We start from the raw sequence: 15,807 nt of genomic DNA on the forward strand, positions 1-15,807 counted from the left end.
CACAGCAGAACGGGCCCGCCCCCAGAAACCTGGGAACGGGCCCGTCCAGTACAACTCAGCAGTACGAGGTACTACTTGGACTCGTCGCCCTCGGGCTTCGCGTCCTCGACGACCTCAGCCTGCTCGGCCTTGGCGTCTTCCTTCACGGCGCGCTTCGTGGCGGCCTCGGCCTCGCCCACAGCGTTCTGCTGCACGGTGAGGGCCTCGACCAGCTCGATCACGGCCATCGGGGCGTTGTCGCCACGACGGTTGCCGATCTTGGTGATGCGCGTGTAACCACCGGGGCGGTTCTCGTAGCGCGGGGCGATCTCGGTGAAGAGCGTGTGGACGATGCTCTTGTCCGTGATCGTCTGGAGCACCAGGCGACGGTTGTGGATGTCGCCCTTCTTCGCCTTGGTGACGAGACGCTCGGCGACGGGACGCAGACGACGGGCCTTGGCCTCGGTCGTCGTGATGCGGCCGTGCTCGAACAGCGACTTCGCGAGGTTCGCGAGGAGCAGCTTCTCGTGCGCGGCGCTGCCGCCCAGACGGGCACCCTTTGCGGGACGCGGCATGGTGTTTCTCCTTGAATCTGCACCGGCCGTATCAGGTACCGGTGTCAGGACCCCACGAGCGGACGCTCACGGGCAGTGTGTGCCGGGCACGCTCCACACGAGGGGAGCGCACCCGGGGTAAGCCTTAGTACTGCTCGGTCTCCACGAAACCGGCATCCGCGTCGTCGTCGGCGCCGAAGGCGTCGGCGGCGGCGGTCGGGTCGAACCCGGGGGGCGAGTCCTTGAGGGCCAGGCCCATGCCGTTGAGCTTCATCTTGACCTCGTCGATCGACTTCGCACCGAAGTTGCGAATGTCGAGCAGGTCCGCCTCGGAGCGGGCGACGAGCTCGCCCACCGAGTGGATGCCCTCGCGCTTGAGGCAGTTGTACGACCGAACGGTGAGCTCCAGCTCCTCGATCGGCAGCGCCAGATCGGCGGCCAGGGCGGCGTCCGTCGGGGACGGGCCCATGTCGATGCCCTCGGCGTCGATGTTGAGCTCGCGCGCCAGACCGAACAGCTCGACCAGGGTCTTGCCGGCGGACGCCATGGCGTCACGCGGGCGCATGGCCTGCTTGGTCTCGACGTCGACGATCAGCTTGTCGAAGTCGGTGCGCTGCTCGACACGGGTCGCCTCGACCTTGTACGTGACCTTGAGCACCGGGGAGTAGATGGAGTCGACCGGAATACGACCGATCTCCTGGCCCACCTGCTTGTTCTGGACGGCGGAGACGTAGCCGCGACCGCGCTCGACGGTCAGCTCCATCTCCAGCTTGCCCTTGCCGTTGAGCGTGGCGAGGACCAGGTCCGGGTTGTGCACCTCGACACCGGCCGGGGGCGCGATGTCGGCAGCGGTGACCAGGCCGGGACCCTGCTTGCGCAGGTACATCACGACCGGCTCGTCGTGCTCCGAGGAGACGACCAGCTGCTTGATGTTGAGGATGAGGTCGGTGACGTCCTCCTTGACGCCCGGCACGGTGGTGAACTCGTGCAGGACACCGTCGATGCGGATGGACGTGACCGCCGCACCCGGGATCGAGGAGAGGAGCGTACGACGCAGGGAGTTACCGAGCGTGTAACCGAAGCCCGGCTCCAGCGGCTCGATCACGAACCGGGAGCGGTACTCGTCGACGACCTCTTCGGTCAGCGACGGGCGCTGAGCAATAAGCATGGGGTTCCTTTGTTCTTGGCGCCCACTATTTGACGCCAACTACCACAAGGGTACGGGCGATACGGCCCCGAAGAGCTGTACCGCCCGAAACGCGAAGCGAGCGCCGTACGGAGGTCGGTCTCCGTACGGCCACTCACGACACGAGGTATTGCGGACGCGACGCCCGGAAAGCACCGGGCGACGAATCAGACGCGACGACGCTTCGGCGGACGGCAGCCGTTGTGCGGCGTCGGGGTGACGTCCTGGATCGAACCGACCTCGAGGCCCGTGGCCTGGAGGGAGCGGATCGCGGTCTCGCGGCCGGAGCCGGGACCCTTGACGAAGACGTCAACCTTGCGCATGCCGTGCTCCTGCGCGCGGCGGGCGGCCGACTCGGCGGCCATCTGCGCGGCGAAGGGGGTGGACTTGCGCGAGCCCTTGAAGCCCACGTGGCCGGCGGAGGCCCACGAGATCACGTTGCCGGTCGGGTCCGTGATGGACACGATCGTGTTGTTGAACGTGCTCTTGATGTGCGCGTGGCCGTGAGCGACGTTCTTCTTTTCCTTGCGGCGCACCTTCTTGGCAGCGCCCTGACGTCCCTTGGGGGGCATGTCTTAACTCCAGATGGAGAGGGAGGTGGTCGGTCCTACAGCGAAGACCGCTTGGTAAGCGTGTCCGCTAAGGACTACTTCTTGCCCGGCTTCTTCTTGCCGGCGATCGCGCGACGCGGGCCCTTGCGGGTACGCGCGTTGGTGCTGGTGCGCTGACCGTGGACCGGGAGACCGCGGCGGTGACGCAGACCCTGGTAGCAGCCGATCTCGACCTTGCGGCGGATGTCGGCCTGGATCTCGCGACGGAGGTCACCCTCGGTGCGCAGGTTGGCGTCCACGTACTCGCGGATCTTGACCAGGTCCTCTTCGGCCAGGTCACGAACGCGGGTGTTGGGGTTCACGCCGGTCTCGGCGAGAATCTCCTTGGACCGGGTGCGCCCGATACCGAAGACGTAGGTGAGTGCGATCTCCACGCGCTTTTCGCGCGGGATGTCAACACCGGAAACGCGTGCCATTCAATGGCTCCAGTTGTTATTTCGGGGGTCTTCCACAGAGCCGCTCCCGACCGCCGACCGCACTCGTCAACGAGTGGGGTGGTACGTCCGGGTCCCCGGCCCCCGCCGGAGGTGCCGCCGGCCTCAAGGACCGGTCGTGCTCTGCGTATGTACGAATTGCTTGCGTCGCGCGAAGAACTGCGAGATGCAGGAAAGGTCGTGCGTCAGCCCTGGCGCTGCTTGTGGCGCAGGTTTTCGCAGATGACCATGACCCGGCCGTGACGGCGGATCACCTTGCACTTGTCGCAGATCTTCTTGACGCTCGGCTTGACCTTCATGGGATGTCAGGTTCTCCGGGTCAGTGCCACTCGCCCCCCGGAAGGGGCGCGGCAAGATCTACTTGTACCGGTAGACGATCCGGCCGCGCGTCAGGTCGTACGGAGAGAGCTCCACGACGACCCGGTCATCCGGGAGGATGCGGATGTAGTGCATACGCATCTTGCCGCTGATGTGCGCGAGGACTTTGTGACCGTTCTGCAGTTCCACCTTGAACATGGCGTTCGGGAGGGACTCGATCACGGTGCCCTCGATTTCGATGGCACCTTGCTTCTTGGCCACGCTTCGCCCTTCGAATCGGCTACCTTGATCGACTCTTGCACTTCGTATGCAGGCATACGGATGCACGCGAGCCGACGAGTCAGTCTACGTCAGGCCACCCGAAAAGACGAATCCGTCAAGTTTGCCCAACACTGATGATCGTTATGCGGCCTTCACCCCAAGCGCCCCGAAGGCCCGCCAAAGGGTCGCAGCCCATTCACCCCAGCGGGTGCGGGACCGCCGTCAGGCCAGCGGGTCCGGCGCCGCCGTGATGCCGTACTCCGCGAGCTTCGCCTTGCCGCCGACCCCTTCTCGACGCAGCACTCGCGGGCTCGGCGCCCGGGGGCGCCTCACAAGCTTCGCGCTGCTGCGCCGGCCTCCGACCGGCGAGCGCCCCGCCCGACCGCCGAAGACAGCCCCGCCCGCCGTCAGGCCAACGGGTCCGGCGCCGCCGTGATGCCATATTCCGCGAGCTTCGCCTTGCCGCCGACCCCTTCTCGACGCAGCACTCGCGGGCTCGGCGCCCGGGGGCGCCTCACAAGCTTCGCGCTGCTGCGCCGGCCTCCGACCGGCGAGCGCCCCGCCCGACCGCCGAAGACAGCCCCGCCCGCCGTCAGGCCAACGGGTCCGGCGCCGCCGTGATGCCGTACTCCGCGAGCTTCGCCTTGCCGCCGTCGACGGCGGTCAGGACGAGCGGGCCGTTCTCCGTGAGGGCGATGGAGTGCTCCCAGTGCGAGGACCAGGTGCCGTCGGTCGTGATGACCGTCCAGTCGTCCGCCAGGACCTCCGTCTGTGCGGTGCCGAGCGAGACCATCGGCTCGATGGCGAGGCAGACGCCGGGGACCAGCTTGATGCCCTTGCCGCGCTTGCGCGTGACGTAGTTCAGCAGGTGCGGGTCCATGTGCATCTCGGAGCCGATGCCGTGCCCGCCGTAGTCCTCGATGATCCCGTACTTGCCGGTGGCCGGGCGGGGCTGGCGGCGGATGTAGCCCTCGATGGCCTTGGAGATGTCGACCAGGCGGTTGCCGTTCTTCATCGCGGCGATGCCGGCCCACATGGACTCCTCGGTCACCCGGGAGAGCTCCAGCAGCTCCGGCGCGTGGCCCGAGCCGACGAAGGCCGTGTACGCCGCGTCGCCGTGCCAGCCGTCGATGATGGCGCCGCAGTCGATGGAGATGACGTCGCCGTCCTTGAGGACGGTCTTCTCGTCCGGGATGCCGTGCACGACGACCTCGTTCACCGAGGTGCAGATCGTGGCGGGGAAACCGCCGTACCCGAGGAAGTTCGACTTCGCGCCGTGCTCGGCGAGCACCTTGCGGGCGACCTCGTCCAGGTCCTTGGTGCTGGCGCCGGGAACGGCCGCCTCGCGGGTCGCCGCGTGAATGGCGGCGACGACCAGGCCCGCCTCACGCATCTTCGCGATCTGCTCGGGAGTCTTGATCTCCACCATGGGTGTGCCTTCCACGCTCGTATGACTTGGGTTTCAACACTACGGCCACAACAGCGAGGCCGCGGCGCCCTGGGGACACCGCGGCCTTCACCGTCGTACGTATAGGAGCCGGGCGGCGATTAAGCGCCCTGGCCCTCCTCCGGCTGCCCCTCACGCTTCAGGGCGTCCATCGCGCGCGCGGTCACCTCGGCGACCTTGCCTTCCGCGGAGAGGGTGACCACCAGGCCCTGCGCCTTGTAGTGGTCGATGATGGGCTCGGTCTGCGTGTGGTAGACGTCGAGCCGCTTGCGCACGGTCTCCTCGGTGTCGTCCGGGCGCTGGTAGAGCTCGCCGCCGCAGACGTCGCAGACGCCCTCGGTCTTCGGCGGGCTGTACGTCGCGTGGAAGACGTGAGCGGAATCGTTGCGGCAGATGCGCCGGCCGGCGATCCGCTTGACGACCTCTTCCTCCGGGACCTCCAGGTCCAGGACGGCGTCCAGCTTCTGCCCCTGCTCCTTCAGCGCGGCGTCGAGCGCCTCGGCCTGGAAGACGTTGCGGGGGAAGCCGTCGAGGAGGAAACCGCCCTCGGCGTCGGGCTGGGCCATGCGGTCCAGCGCCATGCCGATCGTGACCTCGTCGGGGACCAGATTTCCGGCGTCCATGATCGCCTTGGCCTGCAGGCCGAGGGCCGTGCCCTGGCTGATGTTGGCCCGGAAGAGGTCACCCGTGGAAATGTGCGGGATCGACAGGTTCGTGGCGAGGAACGCGGCCTGCGTTCCCTTGCCCGCGCCCGGCGGCCCGACGAGGACGATACGCATCAGCGGAGGAACCCTTCGTAATTGCGCTGCTGGAGCTGGCTCTCGATCTGCTTCACGGTCTCCAGACCCACACCCACGATGATGAGGATGCTTGTGCCGCCGAACGGGAAGTCCTGGCTCGCACCGAAGCCGGCCAACGCCATCGTCGGCACGAGAGCGATCAGACCCAGGTACAGCGATCCCGGCCACGTGATGCGGTTCAGCACGTAACTCAGGTACTCAGCAGTAGGTCGACCTGCCCGGATGCCCGGGATGAAGCCACCATACTTCTTCATGTTGTCCGCTACTTCTTCGGGGTTGAACGAGATCGCCACGTAGAAGAAGGCGAAGAACACGATCAACAAGAAGTACGTGACGATGTAGTACGGGTGATCGCCCTTGGTCAGGTTGGTCTGGATCCACTGTGCCCAGGGCGCCGTGGAACCGGAGAACTGAACGATCAAAGCAGGAATGTAGAGCAGCGAAGAAGCGAAGATGACGGGAATCACACCCGCCTGGTTCACCTTCAGCGGGATGTACGTGGACGTACCGCCGTAGGACTTCCGGCCGATCATGCGCTTCGCGTACTGCACGGGGATGCGGCGCTGGGCCTGCTCCACGAACACCACGAGTGCCACCATCGCGAATCCGACCAGGATGACGATGCCGAACTCGATCCATCCGTCGGCCATCTTGCCGCCGTCCTTGATGGCCCACAGCGACGCCGGGAAGCCCGCGGCGATCGAGATGAACATCAGGATGGACATGCCGTTGCCGATGCCGCGGTCGGTGATGAGCTCACCGAGCCACATGACCATCGCGGTGCCGGCGGTCATCGTGATGACCATGACCGCGGTGGTGAAGATCGACTTGTCCGGCACGATCTGCGAGCGGACCGCCTCGGCGCAACCCTGGAAGAGGGCGCCCGTGTTGGCGGTGGCGACGAGGCCGGTGCCCTGGAGGATGGCGAGCGCCACGGTCAGATAACGCGTGTACTGCGTGATCTTCGCCGTGCCCGACTGCCCCTCCTTCTTCAGGGCTTCCAGCCGTGGGATGACCACGGTGAGCAGCTGAAGGATGATGCTCGCCGTGATGTACGGCATGATGCCGAGCGCGAAGATGGTGATCTGCAACAGCGCGCCACCACTGAACATGTTGACCAGACTGAAGAGCCCGCCCCCGCCTTCCTTGGCGGAGTCGATGCACATCTGCACGTTCTTGTAGTTGACGCCCGGGACAGGAATGTGCGCGCCGAGCCGGAACAGCACAATGATGCCGAGTGTGAAGAGCAGCTTCTTGCGCAGGTCGGGCGTCTTGAACGCCCGGGCGAACGCGGTGAGCACGGTGCCTCCTGCGACCCCCGCGCTACTGCGTCGAAGGGTGACGGTATTGAGGATCGACGAATACGTATCAGTCAAACAACGAGCGGACAGCGTTGTGGGCACACCGCGCGAAAGTTAACAGTGCACGCCACCATACCGGCGGACCCCGCCCCCTAGGAACGACCAACCGGGGATGCCCCATATGAGAGGCATCCCCGGTCGGATGTTCAAGCCATCGAGCTGTCTCAGACGAGCTCGGTGACGCTGCCGCCAGCGGCAGCGATCTTCTCCTTGGCGGAGGCGGAAGCGGCGTCAACCGAAACCGTCAGTGCCACGGAGATCTCGCCCTGGCCCAGGACCTTGACGAGGTGGTTGTTGCGCACAGCACCCTTGGCGACCAGGTCGGCCACCGTGACCTCGCCACCCTGCGGGTAGAGCTCGGCGAGCTTGTCCAGGTTCACGACCTGGTACTCGGTGCGGAACGGGTTCTTGAAGCCCTTGAGCTTCGGGAGACGCATGTGGAGGGGCATCTGGCCACCCTCGAAGCGCTCCGGCACCTGGTAACGAGCCTTGGTGCCCTTGGTACCGCGACCAGCCGTCTTACCCTTCGACGCCTCACCACGACCCACACGGGTCTTGGCGGTCTTGGCGCCCGGAGCCGGACGGAGGTTGTGGACCTTCAGCGGGTTGTTCTCCGCCATGTCAGTCGACCTCCTCAACCGTCACGAGGTGGCGGACGGTGTGCACCATTCCGCGGAACTCGGGGCGGTCCTCCTTGACAACCGAGTCGTTCAGGCGCTTGAGCCCGAGCGAACGCAGGGTGTCGCGGTGGTTCTGCTTGCTGCCGATGTACGACTTCGTCTGCGTGATCTTGAGACGGGCCATTACGCACCCGCTCCCGCACGCGCACGAAGCAGAGCCGCCGGGGCGACGTCCTCGAGGGGCAGACCACGGCGAGCCGCGATCTCCTCGGGACGCTGCAGGCCCTGGAGGGCCGCGACGGTCGCGTGCACGATGTTGATCGCGTTGTCGGAGCCGAGCGACTTCGACAGGATGTCGTGAACGCCGGCGCACTCGAGCACGGCACGCACCGGACCACCGGCGATAACACCGGTACCCGGGGAAGCCGGCTTGAGCAGGACGACGCCCGCGGCCTTCTCGCCCTGAATCGGGTGAGGGATGGTGCCCTGGATGCGCGGAACCTTGAAGAAGTTCTTCTTGGCTTCCTCGACACCCTTGGCGATGGCCGCGGGAACTTCCTTGGCCTTGCCGTAACCGACACCTACGGTGCCGTCACCGTCTCCGACCACGACGAGCGCGGTGAAGCTGAAGCGACGACCACCCTTGACAACCTTGGCAACGCGGTTGATCGCGACAACGCGCTCAACGTAAGCGGTCTTCTCGGCGGCAGCGCCACCGTCGCGACCCTTCCGGTCCCGCCGCTCGCCGCCACCGGCACCGCTTCCGCGGCGCTGGGGTCCAGCCATTGGATTTACCTCTCTCTGTTACGTCCGTTAGTCCCGGAACCGGGGCTTAGAACTTCAGCCCGGCTTCGCGGGCGGCGTCAGCCAGAGCGGCAATGCGCCCGGCGTACCTGTTGCCACCACGGTCGAACACGACGGTCTCGACGCCGGCGGCCTTCGCACGCTCAGCGACCAGGGCGCCGACCTGCTTGGCCTGGGCGCTCTTGTCGCCCTCGCCGCCGCGGATCGAAACGTCCAGGGTCGACGCCGACGCGAGCGTGTGGCCCGCGATGTCGTCGATGACCTGAGCGGTCACGTTGCGGTTGGACCGCGTCACGACCAGGCGAGGACGCTCCGGCGTACCGGAGACGTGCTTGCGGATGCGGATGTGACGACGCTTGATGGCAGCGCGCTTGTACGCGTCACCCTTAGCAATCTTGACACCGTATGCCATGGCTTACTTACCCGCCTTTCCGACCTTGCGGCGGATGACCTCGCCGGCGTACTTGACGCCCTTGGCCTTGTACGGGTCGGGCTTCCGCAGCTTGCGGATGTTAGCGGCGACCTCGCCGACCTTCTGCTTGTCGATGCCCTCGACGCTGAGCTTCGTGGGCGACTCGACCTTGAAGGTGATGCCTTCGGGAGCCTCGATCACGATGGGGTGGCTGTAGCCCAGGGCGAACTCCAGGTTGGAGCCCTTCGCCTGGACGCGGTAACCGACACCGCTGATCTCGAGCGCCTTGCTGTATCCCTGGGTCACACCGGTGATCATGTTCGCCACCAGCGTGCGGGACAGGCCGTGCAGGGCCTTGTTCTGACGCTCGTCATTGGGGCGGTTGACGTTGAGCACGCCGTCCTCGCCCTTAACAATCTCGATCGGCGCAGCAACGGTGTGGGAGAGGGAGCCCTTGGGACCCTTCACCGAAACCGTGCGGCCGTCGATGGTGACGTCCACACCAGCGGGAACCTGGATGGGGAGCTTGCCGATACGCGACATGAGCTTTCCTTCCTTTCCCGACTACCAGACGTAGGCGAGGACTTCCCCACCTACGCCCTTCTTGCCTGCCTGCTGACCGGTCAGAAGACCGTGCGACGTGGAGATGATCGCCACGCCGAGGCCGCCGAGGACCTTGGGCAGGTTGGTGGACTTCGCGTACACGCGCAGACCCGGCTTCGAGATTCGCTTGATGCCGGCGATCGAGCGCTCGCGGTTCGGGCCGAACTTCAGCTCGAGGACGAGGTTCTTGCCGACCTCGGCGTCCTCGACCTTCCAGCCGGTGATGAAGCCCTCCTGCTGGAGGATCTCCGCGATGTGCGACTTGATCTTGCTGTGCGGCATCACGACGGTGTCGTGGTACGCCGAGTTCGCGTTACGCAGACGCGTGAGCATGTCTGCGATGGGATCAGTCATGGTCATGAATTGGCCTTCGGCCTCTCTCGCCGGGGTTTCCTGTATGCGCCATCCCTCTCCCCACTCAGAGGCGGGACGGGTGCGGTGCGGGGACCTACGGCGTAGTAAGTCGTTATGGGCGGCAGGCGCCCAACCCTTCTAGCCTACGGCATTCGGGGTGGGGCTCCTGCCGACCAGATACTTACCGAGAGCTCTAGGAATCCGTACGCCACAAGGGCAGTACGTGATTACCAGGAGCTCTTGGTCACGCCCGGCAGCTCGCCACGGTGAGCCATCTCACGAAGGCACACGCGGCAGAGGCCGAACTTGCGGTACACGGAGTGGGGACGACCGCAGCGCTGGCAGCGCGTGTAGGCACGCACGCCGAACTTGGGCTTGCGGGCAGCCTTCGCGATAAGAGCCTTCTTCGCCATCTCGCTTACGCCTCCTTGAAGGGGAAGCCGAGGTGACGAAGGAGGGCGCGGCCCTCGTCGTCGTTGGTCGCCGTGGTGACCACGGTGATGTCCATACCCCGGGTACGGTCGATCTTGTCCTGGTCGATCTCGTGGAACATGACCTGCTCGGTGAGACCGAAGGTGTAGTTGCCACGGCCGTCGAACTGCTTCGGCGACAGACCACGGAAGTCACGGATACGCGGCAGCGCGAGCGACAGCGTACGGTCCAGGAACTCCCACATGCGGTCACCGCGGAGGGTGACGTGGCAGCCGATCGGCTGACCCTCGCGCAGCTTGAACTGCGCGATGGACTTGCGGGCCTTGGTGACGGCCGGCTTCTGACCCGTGATGGTCGTCAGGTCCTTGATGGCCCCGTCGATCAGCTTCGAGTCACGGGCGGCGTCGCCGACACCCATGTTGACCACGATCTTGACCAGACCGGGGATCTGCATGACGTTCTCGTAGGAGAACTCCTCACGCAGCTTGCCGGCGATCTCCTCGCGGTAGCGCAGCTTGAGGCGCGGTGCGGTGGTGGCAGTCATCAGATGTCCTCACCAGTCCGCTTGGCAACGCGGATCTTGTTGCCCTCGTCGTCAAAGCGGTAGCCGACGCGGGTAACGACCTTGTTGCCGTCCTTCTCCACAACCAGCTGAACGTTGCTGACGTGGACCGGAGCCTCGGTCGTCACGATGCCGCCGGCCTGGTTCTGGCCGGCCTTCGTGTGCTTCTTGACCCGGTTGACACCCTCGACCAGGACGCGGTCCTCGCGGGGGAAGGCCTGAACGACCTTGCCCTGCTTGCCCTTGTCCTTACCGGTGATGACCTGAACCAGGTCGCCCTTCTTGATCTTCATGCTTACAGCACCTCCGGCGCGAGCGAGATGATCTTCATGAACTTCTTCTCGCGCAGCTCACGGCCCACCGGGCCGAAGATACGGGTGCCGCGGGGGTCGCCGTCGTTCTTGAGAATGACAGCGGCGTTCTCGTCGAAGCGGATGTACGAGCCATCCTGGCGACGACGCTCCTTGACGGTGCGAACGATGACCGCCTTGACGACGTCACCCTTCTTCACGTTGCCACCGGGGATTGCGTCCTTGACGGTGGCGACGATGACGTCACCGATGCCCGCGTAGCGGCGACCCGAGCCACCGAGAACACGGATGGTGAGAATTTCCTTCGCACCCGTGTTGTCGGCGACGCGAAGTCGCGACTCCTGCTGGATCACGTCTATCTCCTGAATCGTCTGCCGGTTCCCGGTGGGGGACCGTATTTCTACGGCCCCCCACCGAGCCTGGCGGAACTACTTAAAGGGAAACCCCTTTAAGGACTTACTTGGCCTTCTCGAGGATCTCGACGATGCGCCAGCGCTTCGAGGCCGACAGCGGACGCGTCTCCATGATGAGGACGCGGTCGCCGACGCCGGCAGCGTTGGACTCGTCGTGAGCCTTGAGCTTGTTCGTACGGCGGATGACCTTGCCGTACAGCGCGTGCTTCACGCGGTCCTCGACAGCGACGACGACGGTCTTGTCCATCTTGTCGCTGACGACCAGACCCTCACGGGTCTTGCGGAATCCGCGCTGCTCAGTCGTCTCAGTCACATTCTTCTCGCTCATCAGGCGCTCTCCACCGTCTCGATGCCCAGCTCGCGCTCGCGCATCAGGGTGTAGATCCGGGCGATGTCCTTACGGACGGACTTGAGCCGGCCGTGGTTTTCGAGCTGTCCGGTCGCCGCCTGGAAGCGGAGGTTGAACAGTTCTTCCTTGGCCTCACGGAGCTTGGCGACGAGGTCCTCGTCGTTCAGCTCGCGCAGCTCGGTCGCCTTGGTACCGGCCGCCATCACGACTCACCTGCCTCGCGCCGAACAATCCGGCACTTCATCGGAAGCTTGTGAGCAGCGCGGGTAAGCGCCTCACGAGCAATCTTCTCGTTCGGGTAGGACAGCTCGAACATCACCCGACCGGGCTTGACGTTCGCGATCCACCACTCCGGGGAACCCTTACCGGAACCCATGCGGGTCTCGGCGGGCTTCTTCGTGAGCGGACGGTCCGGGTAGATGTTGATCCAGACCTTGCCGCCACGCTTGATGTGGCGGGTCATCGCGATACGCGCGGCCTCGATCTGGCGGTTCGTCACGTACGCCGGGGTCAGCGCCTGGATGCCGTACTCGCCGAATGCGACCTCAGTACCACCCTTGGCCATGCCGTTGCGCTTGGGGTGGTGCTGCTTGCGGTGCTTGACCCTACGAGGGATCAGCATGTCGGTCAGGCCTCCGTTCCGGTGCTCTCAGCCGGAGCAGCGGCGACGGGAGCGTCGGCCTTGGGGGCCTCGGCTGCCGGCGCGGACTGCTGCGGCTTGCGGCCGCGGCCGCCACGCTCGCCACCACGGCCACCACGGGCCGGGCGCTCGTTCGCACCACCGCGGGCCGGGCGGTTACCCGCACGGGCCGCAGCGTTCTCGGCGCGAACCTCGGCGATGTTCTTGACGTCGCCCTTGTAGATCCAGACCTTGACGCCAATGCGACCGAAGGTCGTCTTGGCCTCGAAGAAGCCGTAGTCCACGTTCGCGCGGAGCGTGTGCAGCGGCACACGACCCTCGCGGTAGAACTCGGAGCGGGACATCTCGGCGCCGCCGAGGCGACCGCCGCACTGGATCTTGATGCCCTTGGCGCCGGCCTTCATGGTGCCCTGCATGCTCTTGCGCATGGCACGACGGAAGGAGACGCGGGAGGAGAGCTGCTCGGCAACGGCCTGGGCGACCAGCTGAGCGTCCATCTCGGGGTTCTTGACCTCGAGGATGTTCAGCTGGACCTGCTTGCCCGTGAGCTTCTCGAGGTCACCGCGGATGCGGTCGGCCTCGGCGCCACGGCGGCCGATGACGATGCCCGGACGAGCGGTGTGGATGTCCACACGCACGCGGTCACGGGTGCGCTCGATCTCAACCTTCGAGATGCCGGCGCGCTCCATGCCGGACGTCATCATCCTGCGGATGGCGACGTCTTCCTTGACGTAGTCCTTGTACAGCTTGTCGGCGTACCAACGGGACTTGAAGTCCGTGGTAATGCCGAGCCGGAACCCGTGCGGGTTTACCTTCTGGCCCATTACCGGGTTCCTTCCTTGCTGCTGACGACCACGGTGATGTGGCTGGTCCGCTTACGGATCCGGTAGGCACGGCCCTGAGCACGCGGACGGAACCGCTTCAGGGTCGGGCCCTCGTCCACAAACGCCTCGCTGATGAACAGCGAAGAGGCGTCCGAGTGGTCGTAGTTGTGTGCAGCGTTGGCAATGGCGCTGTCCAGCACCTTGCCAACCGGCACGCTCGCGGCCTGCGGGGCGAAACGCAGGACCGCCTGAGCCTCCGTGGCATCCATGCCACGGATAAGGTCCACCACGCGGCGGGCCTTCATGGGCGTGACGCGGATGTACCGCGCCTGGGCCCTGGCTTCCATGGTTGTCCCTTCGGTGTCGTTCATAGTCATCGCACCCCGCCTTAGCGGCGCTTCGACTTGCGGTCGTCCTTGACGTGGCCGCGGAAGGTGCGGGTCGGCGCAAACTCGCCGAGCTTGTGGCCGACCATCGACTCGGTGACGAACACCGGGACGTGGATCTTGCCGTTGTGCACCGCGATGGTGTGACCCAGCATGCTGGGGATGATCATCGAGCGCCGGGACCAGGTCTTGATGACGTTCTTGGTGCCAGCTTCGTTCTGTACGTCCACCTTCTTTACGAGGTGTCCGTCGACGAAGGGCCCCTTCTTGAGACTGCGCGGCATCTAAACCCGCTCCTAGCGCTTCTTGTTCGACTTGCGGCGGCGGACGATGTACTTGCTCGAAGCCTTCTTCGGCGAGCGAGTACGACCCTCCTTCTGACCCCACGGGGAGACCGGGTGGCGACCACCGGAGGTCTTACCCTCACCACCACCGTGCGGGTGGTCGACCGGGTTCATCGCCACACCGCGAACGGTCGGGCGAACGCCCTTCCAGCGCATGCGGCCGGCCTTGCCCCAGTTGATGTTCGACTGCTCGGCGTTGCCGACCTCGCCAATCGTGGCGCGGCAGCGTGCGTCGACCAGGCGGATCTCGCCGGAAGGCATACGAAGGTGGGCCATGGTGCCCTCCTTCGCAAGAAGCTGGACGGAAGCACCGGCGGAGCGGGCGAACTTCGCACCGCCACCGGGCCGCAGCTCGATGTTGTGGATGGTGGTACCCACCGGGATGTTGCGCAGCGCGAGGTTGTTGCCCGGCTTGATGTCGGCGCCAGGGCCGTTCTCAATCCGGTCACCCTGCGACAGGCCACGCGGGGCGAGGATGTAACGCTTCTCGCCGTCCGCGTAGTGCAGCAGCGCGATGCGCGCGGTGCGGTTGGGGTCGTACTCGATGTGCGCGACCTTGGCCGGCACGCCGTCCTTGTCGTGACGACGGAAGTCGATCACGCGGTAGGCGCGCTTGTGGCCACCACCCTGGTGGCGAACGGTCACACGACCGGCGTTGTTACGGCCGCCCTTGCTGTGCAGGGGGCGGACCAGCGACTTCTCCGGCGTGGACCGCGTGATCTCGACAAAGTCGGCTACGGAGGAGCCACGGCGGCCCGGCGTAGTCGGCTTGTACTTGCGGATTCCCATTTCTCAGTCCTCGTCCGATTCCGGACGATCCAGACCGCCGTTAGGCGGTCGGACCGCCGAAGATGTCGATACGGTCGCCCTCGGCGAGGGTCACGATGGCCCGCTTGGTGTCGGCACGCTTGCCGAAACCGGTGCGGGTGCGCTTCCGCTTGCCCTGACGGTTGATCGTGTTGACTCCGGTGACCTTGACCGAGAAGACCGCTTCCACGGCCTGCTTGATCTGGGTCTTGTTGGAGCCCGGGGCGACGATGAACGTGTACTTGTTCTCGTCGAGCAGCGCGTAGCTCTTCTCCGAGACGACCGGCTTGACAAGAATGTCGCGGTGGTCCGTGAAGGTCTTGCTGGTAACGGCGCTCATCAGGCGTCGCTCCCTTCGGTCTCATCGGCCTTGGGGCCAGACACGAAGGACTCGAAGGCGGCCTTGGTGAAGACCAGGTCGTCCGAGACGAGCACGTCGTACGTGTTCAGCTGGCCCGGCTCCAGGATGTGCACCTGGGGCAGGTTGCGGGCGGAGAGCCACGCGGCCTCGTCCGAACGCTCGGCGACCAGGAGCACGTGCTTGCGCTCGCTGATCTTGCCCAGCAGGGACTTGGCGGCCTTCGTGGAAACCGCACCGTCGACCACGCCGGTGACGACGTGGACGCGCGCGTTGCGGGCCCGGTCCGTGAGGGCACCGCGCAGGGCGGCGGCCTTCATCTTCTTCGGGGTGCGCTGCGAGTAGTCACGCGGCTGCGGGCCGTGGACGACGCCACCGCCGGCGAACTGCGGGGCGCGGGTCGAACCCTGACGGGCGCGGCCGGTGCCCTTCTGGCGGTAAGGCTTCTTACCGCCACCACGGACCTCGCCGCGACGCTTGGTCTTGTGCGTGCCCTGGCGGGCAGCGGCCAGCTGAGCGACGACGACCTGGTGGATCAGCGGAATGCTGACCTTGGCGTCGAAGATCTCCGCGGGGAGCTCGACGGTCCCGGTCTTGTCGCCTGCCGGCGAAAGGATGTCAATGGTGCTCATCGGTT

28 protein-coding genes are annotated in these 15,807 nt (G+C 65.7%); all 28 read right to left on the reverse strand.

The genetic code is table 11. The features are described 5' to 3' along the window. Window positions 1–71: 71 nt before the first annotated feature. The 28 genes from rplQ to rplD all read right to left on the reverse strand — a co-directional run bounded on the left by rplQ (window position 72) and on the right by rplD (window position 15,802). The gene (rplQ, locus tag IE269_RS03095; protein ID WP_189821096.1) at window positions 72–554 is read right to left on the reverse strand and encodes a 50S ribosomal protein L17; all 483 of its coding nucleotides are present in this window, start codon (window positions 552–554) and stop codon (window positions 72–74) included. Window positions 555–678: 124 nt separating this feature from the next. Next, entirely contained in the window at window positions 679–1,701 is a 1,023-nt protein-coding gene (locus tag IE269_RS03100; RefSeq protein WP_185028035.1) for a DNA-directed RNA polymerase subunit alpha, read from the reverse strand. 185 nt (window positions 1,702–1,886) lie between these two features. Then, a complete protein-coding gene (gene rpsK, locus IE269_RS03105) occupies window positions 1,887–2,291 on the reverse strand; it encodes a 30S ribosomal protein S11 (RefSeq protein WP_003948617.1) in 405 nt (134 codons plus the stop codon). Window positions 2,292–2,365: 74 nt separating this feature from the next. Further along, window positions 2,366–2,746 (reverse strand): 30S ribosomal protein S13, encoded by a 381-nt coding sequence (gene rpsM, locus IE269_RS03110; RefSeq protein WP_189821097.1) that lies wholly within the window; start codon window positions 2,744–2,746, stop codon window positions 2,366–2,368. 203 nt (window positions 2,747–2,949) lie between these two features. After that, the gene (gene rpmJ / locus IE269_RS03115; RefSeq protein ID WP_009740505.1) at window positions 2,950–3,063 is read right to left on the reverse strand and encodes a 50S ribosomal protein L36; all 114 of its coding nucleotides are present in this window, start codon (window positions 3,061–3,063) and stop codon (window positions 2,950–2,952) included. A gap of 58 nt (window positions 3,064–3,121) precedes the next feature. Beyond that, window positions 3,122–3,343, reverse strand: coding sequence for a translation initiation factor IF-1 (gene infA, locus IE269_RS03120; RefSeq protein ID WP_003956442.1), 222 nt, complete (start codon window positions 3,341–3,343; stop codon window positions 3,122–3,124). Window positions 3,344–3,935: 592 nt separating this feature from the next. Then, window positions 3,936–4,772, reverse strand: a complete 837-nt coding sequence (gene map / locus IE269_RS03125) for a type I methionyl aminopeptidase (RefSeq protein ID WP_189821098.1) — start codon at window positions 4,770–4,772, stop codon at window positions 3,936–3,938. A gap of 119 nt (window positions 4,773–4,891) precedes the next feature. Continuing rightward, a complete protein-coding gene (locus tag IE269_RS03130) occupies window positions 4,892–5,569 on the reverse strand; it encodes an adenylate kinase (protein ID WP_189821099.1) in 678 nt (225 codons plus the stop codon). Further along, window positions 5,569–6,891 carry a preprotein translocase subunit SecY gene (gene secY, locus IE269_RS03135; RefSeq protein WP_189821100.1) on the reverse strand — a complete coding sequence of 441 codons (1,323 nt, stop codon included), beginning with the start codon at window positions 6,889–6,891 and terminating at the stop codon, window positions 5,569–5,571. Before secY ends, IE269_RS03130 begins: the two co-directional genes overlap by 1 nt. Window positions 6,892–7,115: 224 nt before the next feature. Continuing rightward, the gene (rplO, locus tag IE269_RS03140; protein ID WP_189821101.1) at window positions 7,116–7,571 is read right to left on the reverse strand and encodes a 50S ribosomal protein L15; all 456 of its coding nucleotides are present in this window, start codon (window positions 7,569–7,571) and stop codon (window positions 7,116–7,118) included. 1 nt (window position 7,572) lies between these two features. Then, window positions 7,573–7,755: a 50S ribosomal protein L30 gene (gene rpmD, locus IE269_RS03145; RefSeq protein ID WP_003966943.1), complete on the reverse strand. Its 183-nt coding sequence runs from the start codon at window positions 7,753–7,755 to the stop codon at window positions 7,573–7,575. Further along, entirely contained in the window at window positions 7,755–8,357 is a 603-nt protein-coding gene (gene rpsE, locus IE269_RS03150; RefSeq protein ID WP_114625512.1) for a 30S ribosomal protein S5, read from the reverse strand. Before rpsE ends, rpmD begins: the two co-directional genes overlap by 1 nt. A gap of 46 nt (window positions 8,358–8,403) precedes the next feature. Continuing rightward, window positions 8,404–8,787: a 50S ribosomal protein L18 gene (rplR, locus tag IE269_RS03155; RefSeq protein ID WP_189821102.1), complete on the reverse strand. Its 384-nt coding sequence runs from the start codon at window positions 8,785–8,787 to the stop codon at window positions 8,404–8,406. 3 nt (window positions 8,788–8,790) lie between these two features. Beyond that, entirely contained in the window at window positions 8,791–9,330 is a 540-nt protein-coding gene (rplF, locus tag IE269_RS03160; RefSeq protein ID WP_189821103.1) for a 50S ribosomal protein L6, read from the reverse strand. A gap of 21 nt (window positions 9,331–9,351) precedes the next feature. Further along, window positions 9,352–9,750, reverse strand: coding sequence for a 30S ribosomal protein S8 (rpsH, locus tag IE269_RS03165; protein WP_067163170.1), 399 nt, complete (start codon window positions 9,748–9,750; stop codon window positions 9,352–9,354). Between the two features lie 221 nt (window positions 9,751–9,971). Then, window positions 9,972–10,157, reverse strand: a complete 186-nt coding sequence (locus IE269_RS03170) for a type Z 30S ribosomal protein S14 (RefSeq protein WP_003956452.1) — start codon at window positions 10,155–10,157, stop codon at window positions 9,972–9,974. Window positions 10,158–10,162: 5 nt separating this feature from the next. Then, window positions 10,163–10,720 (reverse strand): 50S ribosomal protein L5, encoded by a 558-nt coding sequence (rplE, locus tag IE269_RS03175; protein WP_189821104.1) that lies wholly within the window; start codon window positions 10,718–10,720, stop codon window positions 10,163–10,165. Continuing rightward, a complete protein-coding gene (rplX, locus tag IE269_RS03180) occupies window positions 10,720–11,031 on the reverse strand; it encodes a 50S ribosomal protein L24 (protein WP_189821105.1) in 312 nt (103 codons plus the stop codon). The genes rplE and rplX overlap by 1 nt, the downstream gene beginning before the upstream one ends. Window positions 11,032–11,033: 2 nt before the next feature. Continuing rightward, complete coding sequence (gene rplN / locus IE269_RS03185) at window positions 11,034–11,402, reverse strand: 50S ribosomal protein L14 (protein ID WP_003966950.1); 369 nt, start codon at window positions 11,400–11,402, stop codon at window positions 11,034–11,036. A gap of 103 nt (window positions 11,403–11,505) precedes the next feature. After that, window positions 11,506–11,790 (reverse strand): 30S ribosomal protein S17, encoded by a 285-nt coding sequence (rpsQ, locus tag IE269_RS03190; RefSeq protein WP_028812368.1) that lies wholly within the window; start codon window positions 11,788–11,790, stop codon window positions 11,506–11,508. After that, window positions 11,790–12,014, reverse strand: coding sequence for a 50S ribosomal protein L29 (gene rpmC, locus IE269_RS03195; protein ID WP_028812369.1), 225 nt, complete (start codon window positions 12,012–12,014; stop codon window positions 11,790–11,792). The genes rpsQ and rpmC overlap by 1 nt, the downstream gene beginning before the upstream one ends. Then, a complete protein-coding gene (gene rplP, locus IE269_RS03200) occupies window positions 12,014–12,433 on the reverse strand; it encodes a 50S ribosomal protein L16 (protein WP_189821106.1) in 420 nt (139 codons plus the stop codon). Before rplP ends, rpmC begins: the two co-directional genes overlap by 1 nt. Window positions 12,434–12,438: 5 nt before the next feature. Next, complete coding sequence (gene rpsC, locus IE269_RS03205; protein WP_189821107.1) at window positions 12,439–13,275, reverse strand: 30S ribosomal protein S3; 837 nt, start codon at window positions 13,273–13,275, stop codon at window positions 12,439–12,441. Beyond that, window positions 13,275–13,622: a 50S ribosomal protein L22 gene (gene rplV / locus IE269_RS03210; protein ID WP_135332555.1), complete on the reverse strand. Its 348-nt coding sequence runs from the start codon at window positions 13,620–13,622 to the stop codon at window positions 13,275–13,277. The genes rpsC and rplV overlap by 1 nt, the downstream gene beginning before the upstream one ends. A gap of 41 nt (window positions 13,623–13,663) precedes the next feature. Next, window positions 13,664–13,945: a 30S ribosomal protein S19 gene (gene rpsS / locus IE269_RS03215; RefSeq protein ID WP_138894198.1), complete on the reverse strand. Its 282-nt coding sequence runs from the start codon at window positions 13,943–13,945 to the stop codon at window positions 13,664–13,666. A 12-nt stretch (window positions 13,946–13,957) separates the two neighbouring features. Next, complete coding sequence (gene rplB, locus IE269_RS03220) at window positions 13,958–14,794, reverse strand: 50S ribosomal protein L2 (protein ID WP_185028012.1); 837 nt, start codon at window positions 14,792–14,794, stop codon at window positions 13,958–13,960. Window positions 14,795–14,834: 40 nt separating this feature from the next. After that, window positions 14,835–15,152, reverse strand: a complete 318-nt coding sequence (rplW, locus tag IE269_RS03225; protein WP_185028010.1) for a 50S ribosomal protein L23 — start codon at window positions 15,150–15,152, stop codon at window positions 14,835–14,837. Further along, on the reverse strand, window positions 15,152–15,802 hold the full coding sequence (gene rplD, locus IE269_RS03230; RefSeq protein ID WP_189821108.1) for a 50S ribosomal protein L4: 651 nt from the start codon (window positions 15,800–15,802) through the stop codon (window positions 15,152–15,154). The genes rplW and rplD overlap by 1 nt, the downstream gene beginning before the upstream one ends. Window positions 15,803–15,807: the final 5 nt, after the last annotated feature.

This window comes from Streptomyces spiroverticillatus, assembly GCA_014650415.1.
Lineage (GTDB): Bacteria > Actinomycetota > Actinomycetes > Streptomycetales > Streptomycetaceae > Streptomyces > Streptomyces spiroverticillatus.

Bases quoted from the DNA above. Each gene is read 5' to 3' on its own strand.
- rplB (WP_185028012.1), bottom strand. From the start codon at position 14,794: ATGGGAATCCGCAAGTACAAGCCGACTACGCCGGGCCGCCGTGGCTCC.
- rpsQ (WP_028812368.1), bottom strand. From the start codon at position 11,790: ATGAGCGAGAAGAATGTGACTGAGACGACTGAGCAGCGCGGATTCCGC.
- rpmD (WP_003966943.1), bottom strand. From the start codon at position 7,755: ATGGCCCGTCTCAAGATCACGCAGACGAAGTCGTACATCGGCAGCAAG.
- rplD (WP_189821108.1), bottom strand. From the start codon at position 15,802: ATGAGCACCATTGACATCCTTTCGCCGGCAGGCGACAAGACCGGGACC.
- rpsS (WP_138894198.1), bottom strand. From the start codon at position 13,945: ATGCCGCGCAGTCTCAAGAAGGGGCCCTTCGTCGACGGACACCTCGTA.
- rpsM (WP_189821097.1), bottom strand. From the start codon at position 2,746: ATGGCACGCGTTTCCGGTGTTGACATCCCGCGCGAAAAGCGCGTGGAG.
- rplF (WP_189821103.1), bottom strand. From the start codon at position 9,330: ATGTCGCGTATCGGCAAGCTCCCCATCCAGGTTCCCGCTGGTGTGGAC.
- rpsH (WP_067163170.1), bottom strand. From the start codon at position 9,750: ATGACCATGACTGATCCCATCGCAGACATGCTCACGCGTCTGCGTAAC.
- rpsC (WP_189821107.1), bottom strand. From the start codon at position 13,275: ATGGGCCAGAAGGTAAACCCGCACGGGTTCCGGCTCGGCATTACCACG.
- rplP (WP_189821106.1), bottom strand. From the start codon at position 12,433: ATGCTGATCCCTCGTAGGGTCAAGCACCGCAAGCAGCACCACCCCAAG.
- rplR (WP_189821102.1), bottom strand. From the start codon at position 8,787: ATGGCATACGGTGTCAAGATTGCTAAGGGTGACGCGTACAAGCGCGCT.
- rplQ (WP_189821096.1), bottom strand. From the start codon at position 554: ATGCCGCGTCCCGCAAAGGGTGCCCGTCTGGGCGGCAGCGCCGCGCAC.
- map (WP_189821098.1), bottom strand. From the start codon at position 4,772: ATGGTGGAGATCAAGACTCCCGAGCAGATCGCGAAGATGCGTGAGGCG.
- IE269_RS03170 (WP_003956452.1), bottom strand. From the start codon at position 10,157: ATGGCGAAGAAGGCTCTTATCGCGAAGGCTGCCCGCAAGCCCAAGTTC.
- IE269_RS03130 (WP_189821099.1), bottom strand. From the start codon at position 5,569: ATGCGTATCGTCCTCGTCGGGCCGCCGGGCGCGGGCAAGGGAACGCAG.
- rplW (WP_185028010.1), bottom strand. From the start codon at position 15,152: ATGAGCGCCGTTACCAGCAAGACCTTCACGGACCACCGCGACATTCTT.
- rpmJ (WP_009740505.1), bottom strand. From the start codon at position 3,063: ATGAAGGTCAAGCCGAGCGTCAAGAAGATCTGCGACAAGTGCAAGGTG.
- rpmC (WP_028812369.1), bottom strand. From the start codon at position 12,014: ATGGCGGCCGGTACCAAGGCGACCGAGCTGCGCGAGCTGAACGACGAG.
- IE269_RS03100 (WP_185028035.1), bottom strand. From the start codon at position 1,701: ATGCTTATTGCTCAGCGCCCGTCGCTGACCGAAGAGGTCGTCGACGAG.
- rplE (WP_189821104.1), bottom strand. From the start codon at position 10,720: ATGACTGCCACCACCGCACCGCGCCTCAAGCTGCGCTACCGCGAGGAG.
- rplV (WP_135332555.1), bottom strand. From the start codon at position 13,622: ATGGAAGCCAGGGCCCAGGCGCGGTACATCCGCGTCACGCCCATGAAG.
- rpsE (WP_114625512.1), bottom strand. From the start codon at position 8,357: ATGGCTGGACCCCAGCGCCGCGGAAGCGGTGCCGGTGGCGGCGAGCGG.
- rplO (WP_189821101.1), bottom strand. From the start codon at position 7,571: ATGGCGGAGAACAACCCGCTGAAGGTCCACAACCTCCGTCCGGCTCCG.
- rplX (WP_189821105.1), bottom strand. From the start codon at position 11,031: ATGAAGATCAAGAAGGGCGACCTGGTTCAGGTCATCACCGGTAAGGAC.
- rpsK (WP_003948617.1), bottom strand. From the start codon at position 2,291: ATGCCCCCCAAGGGACGTCAGGGCGCTGCCAAGAAGGTGCGCCGCAAG.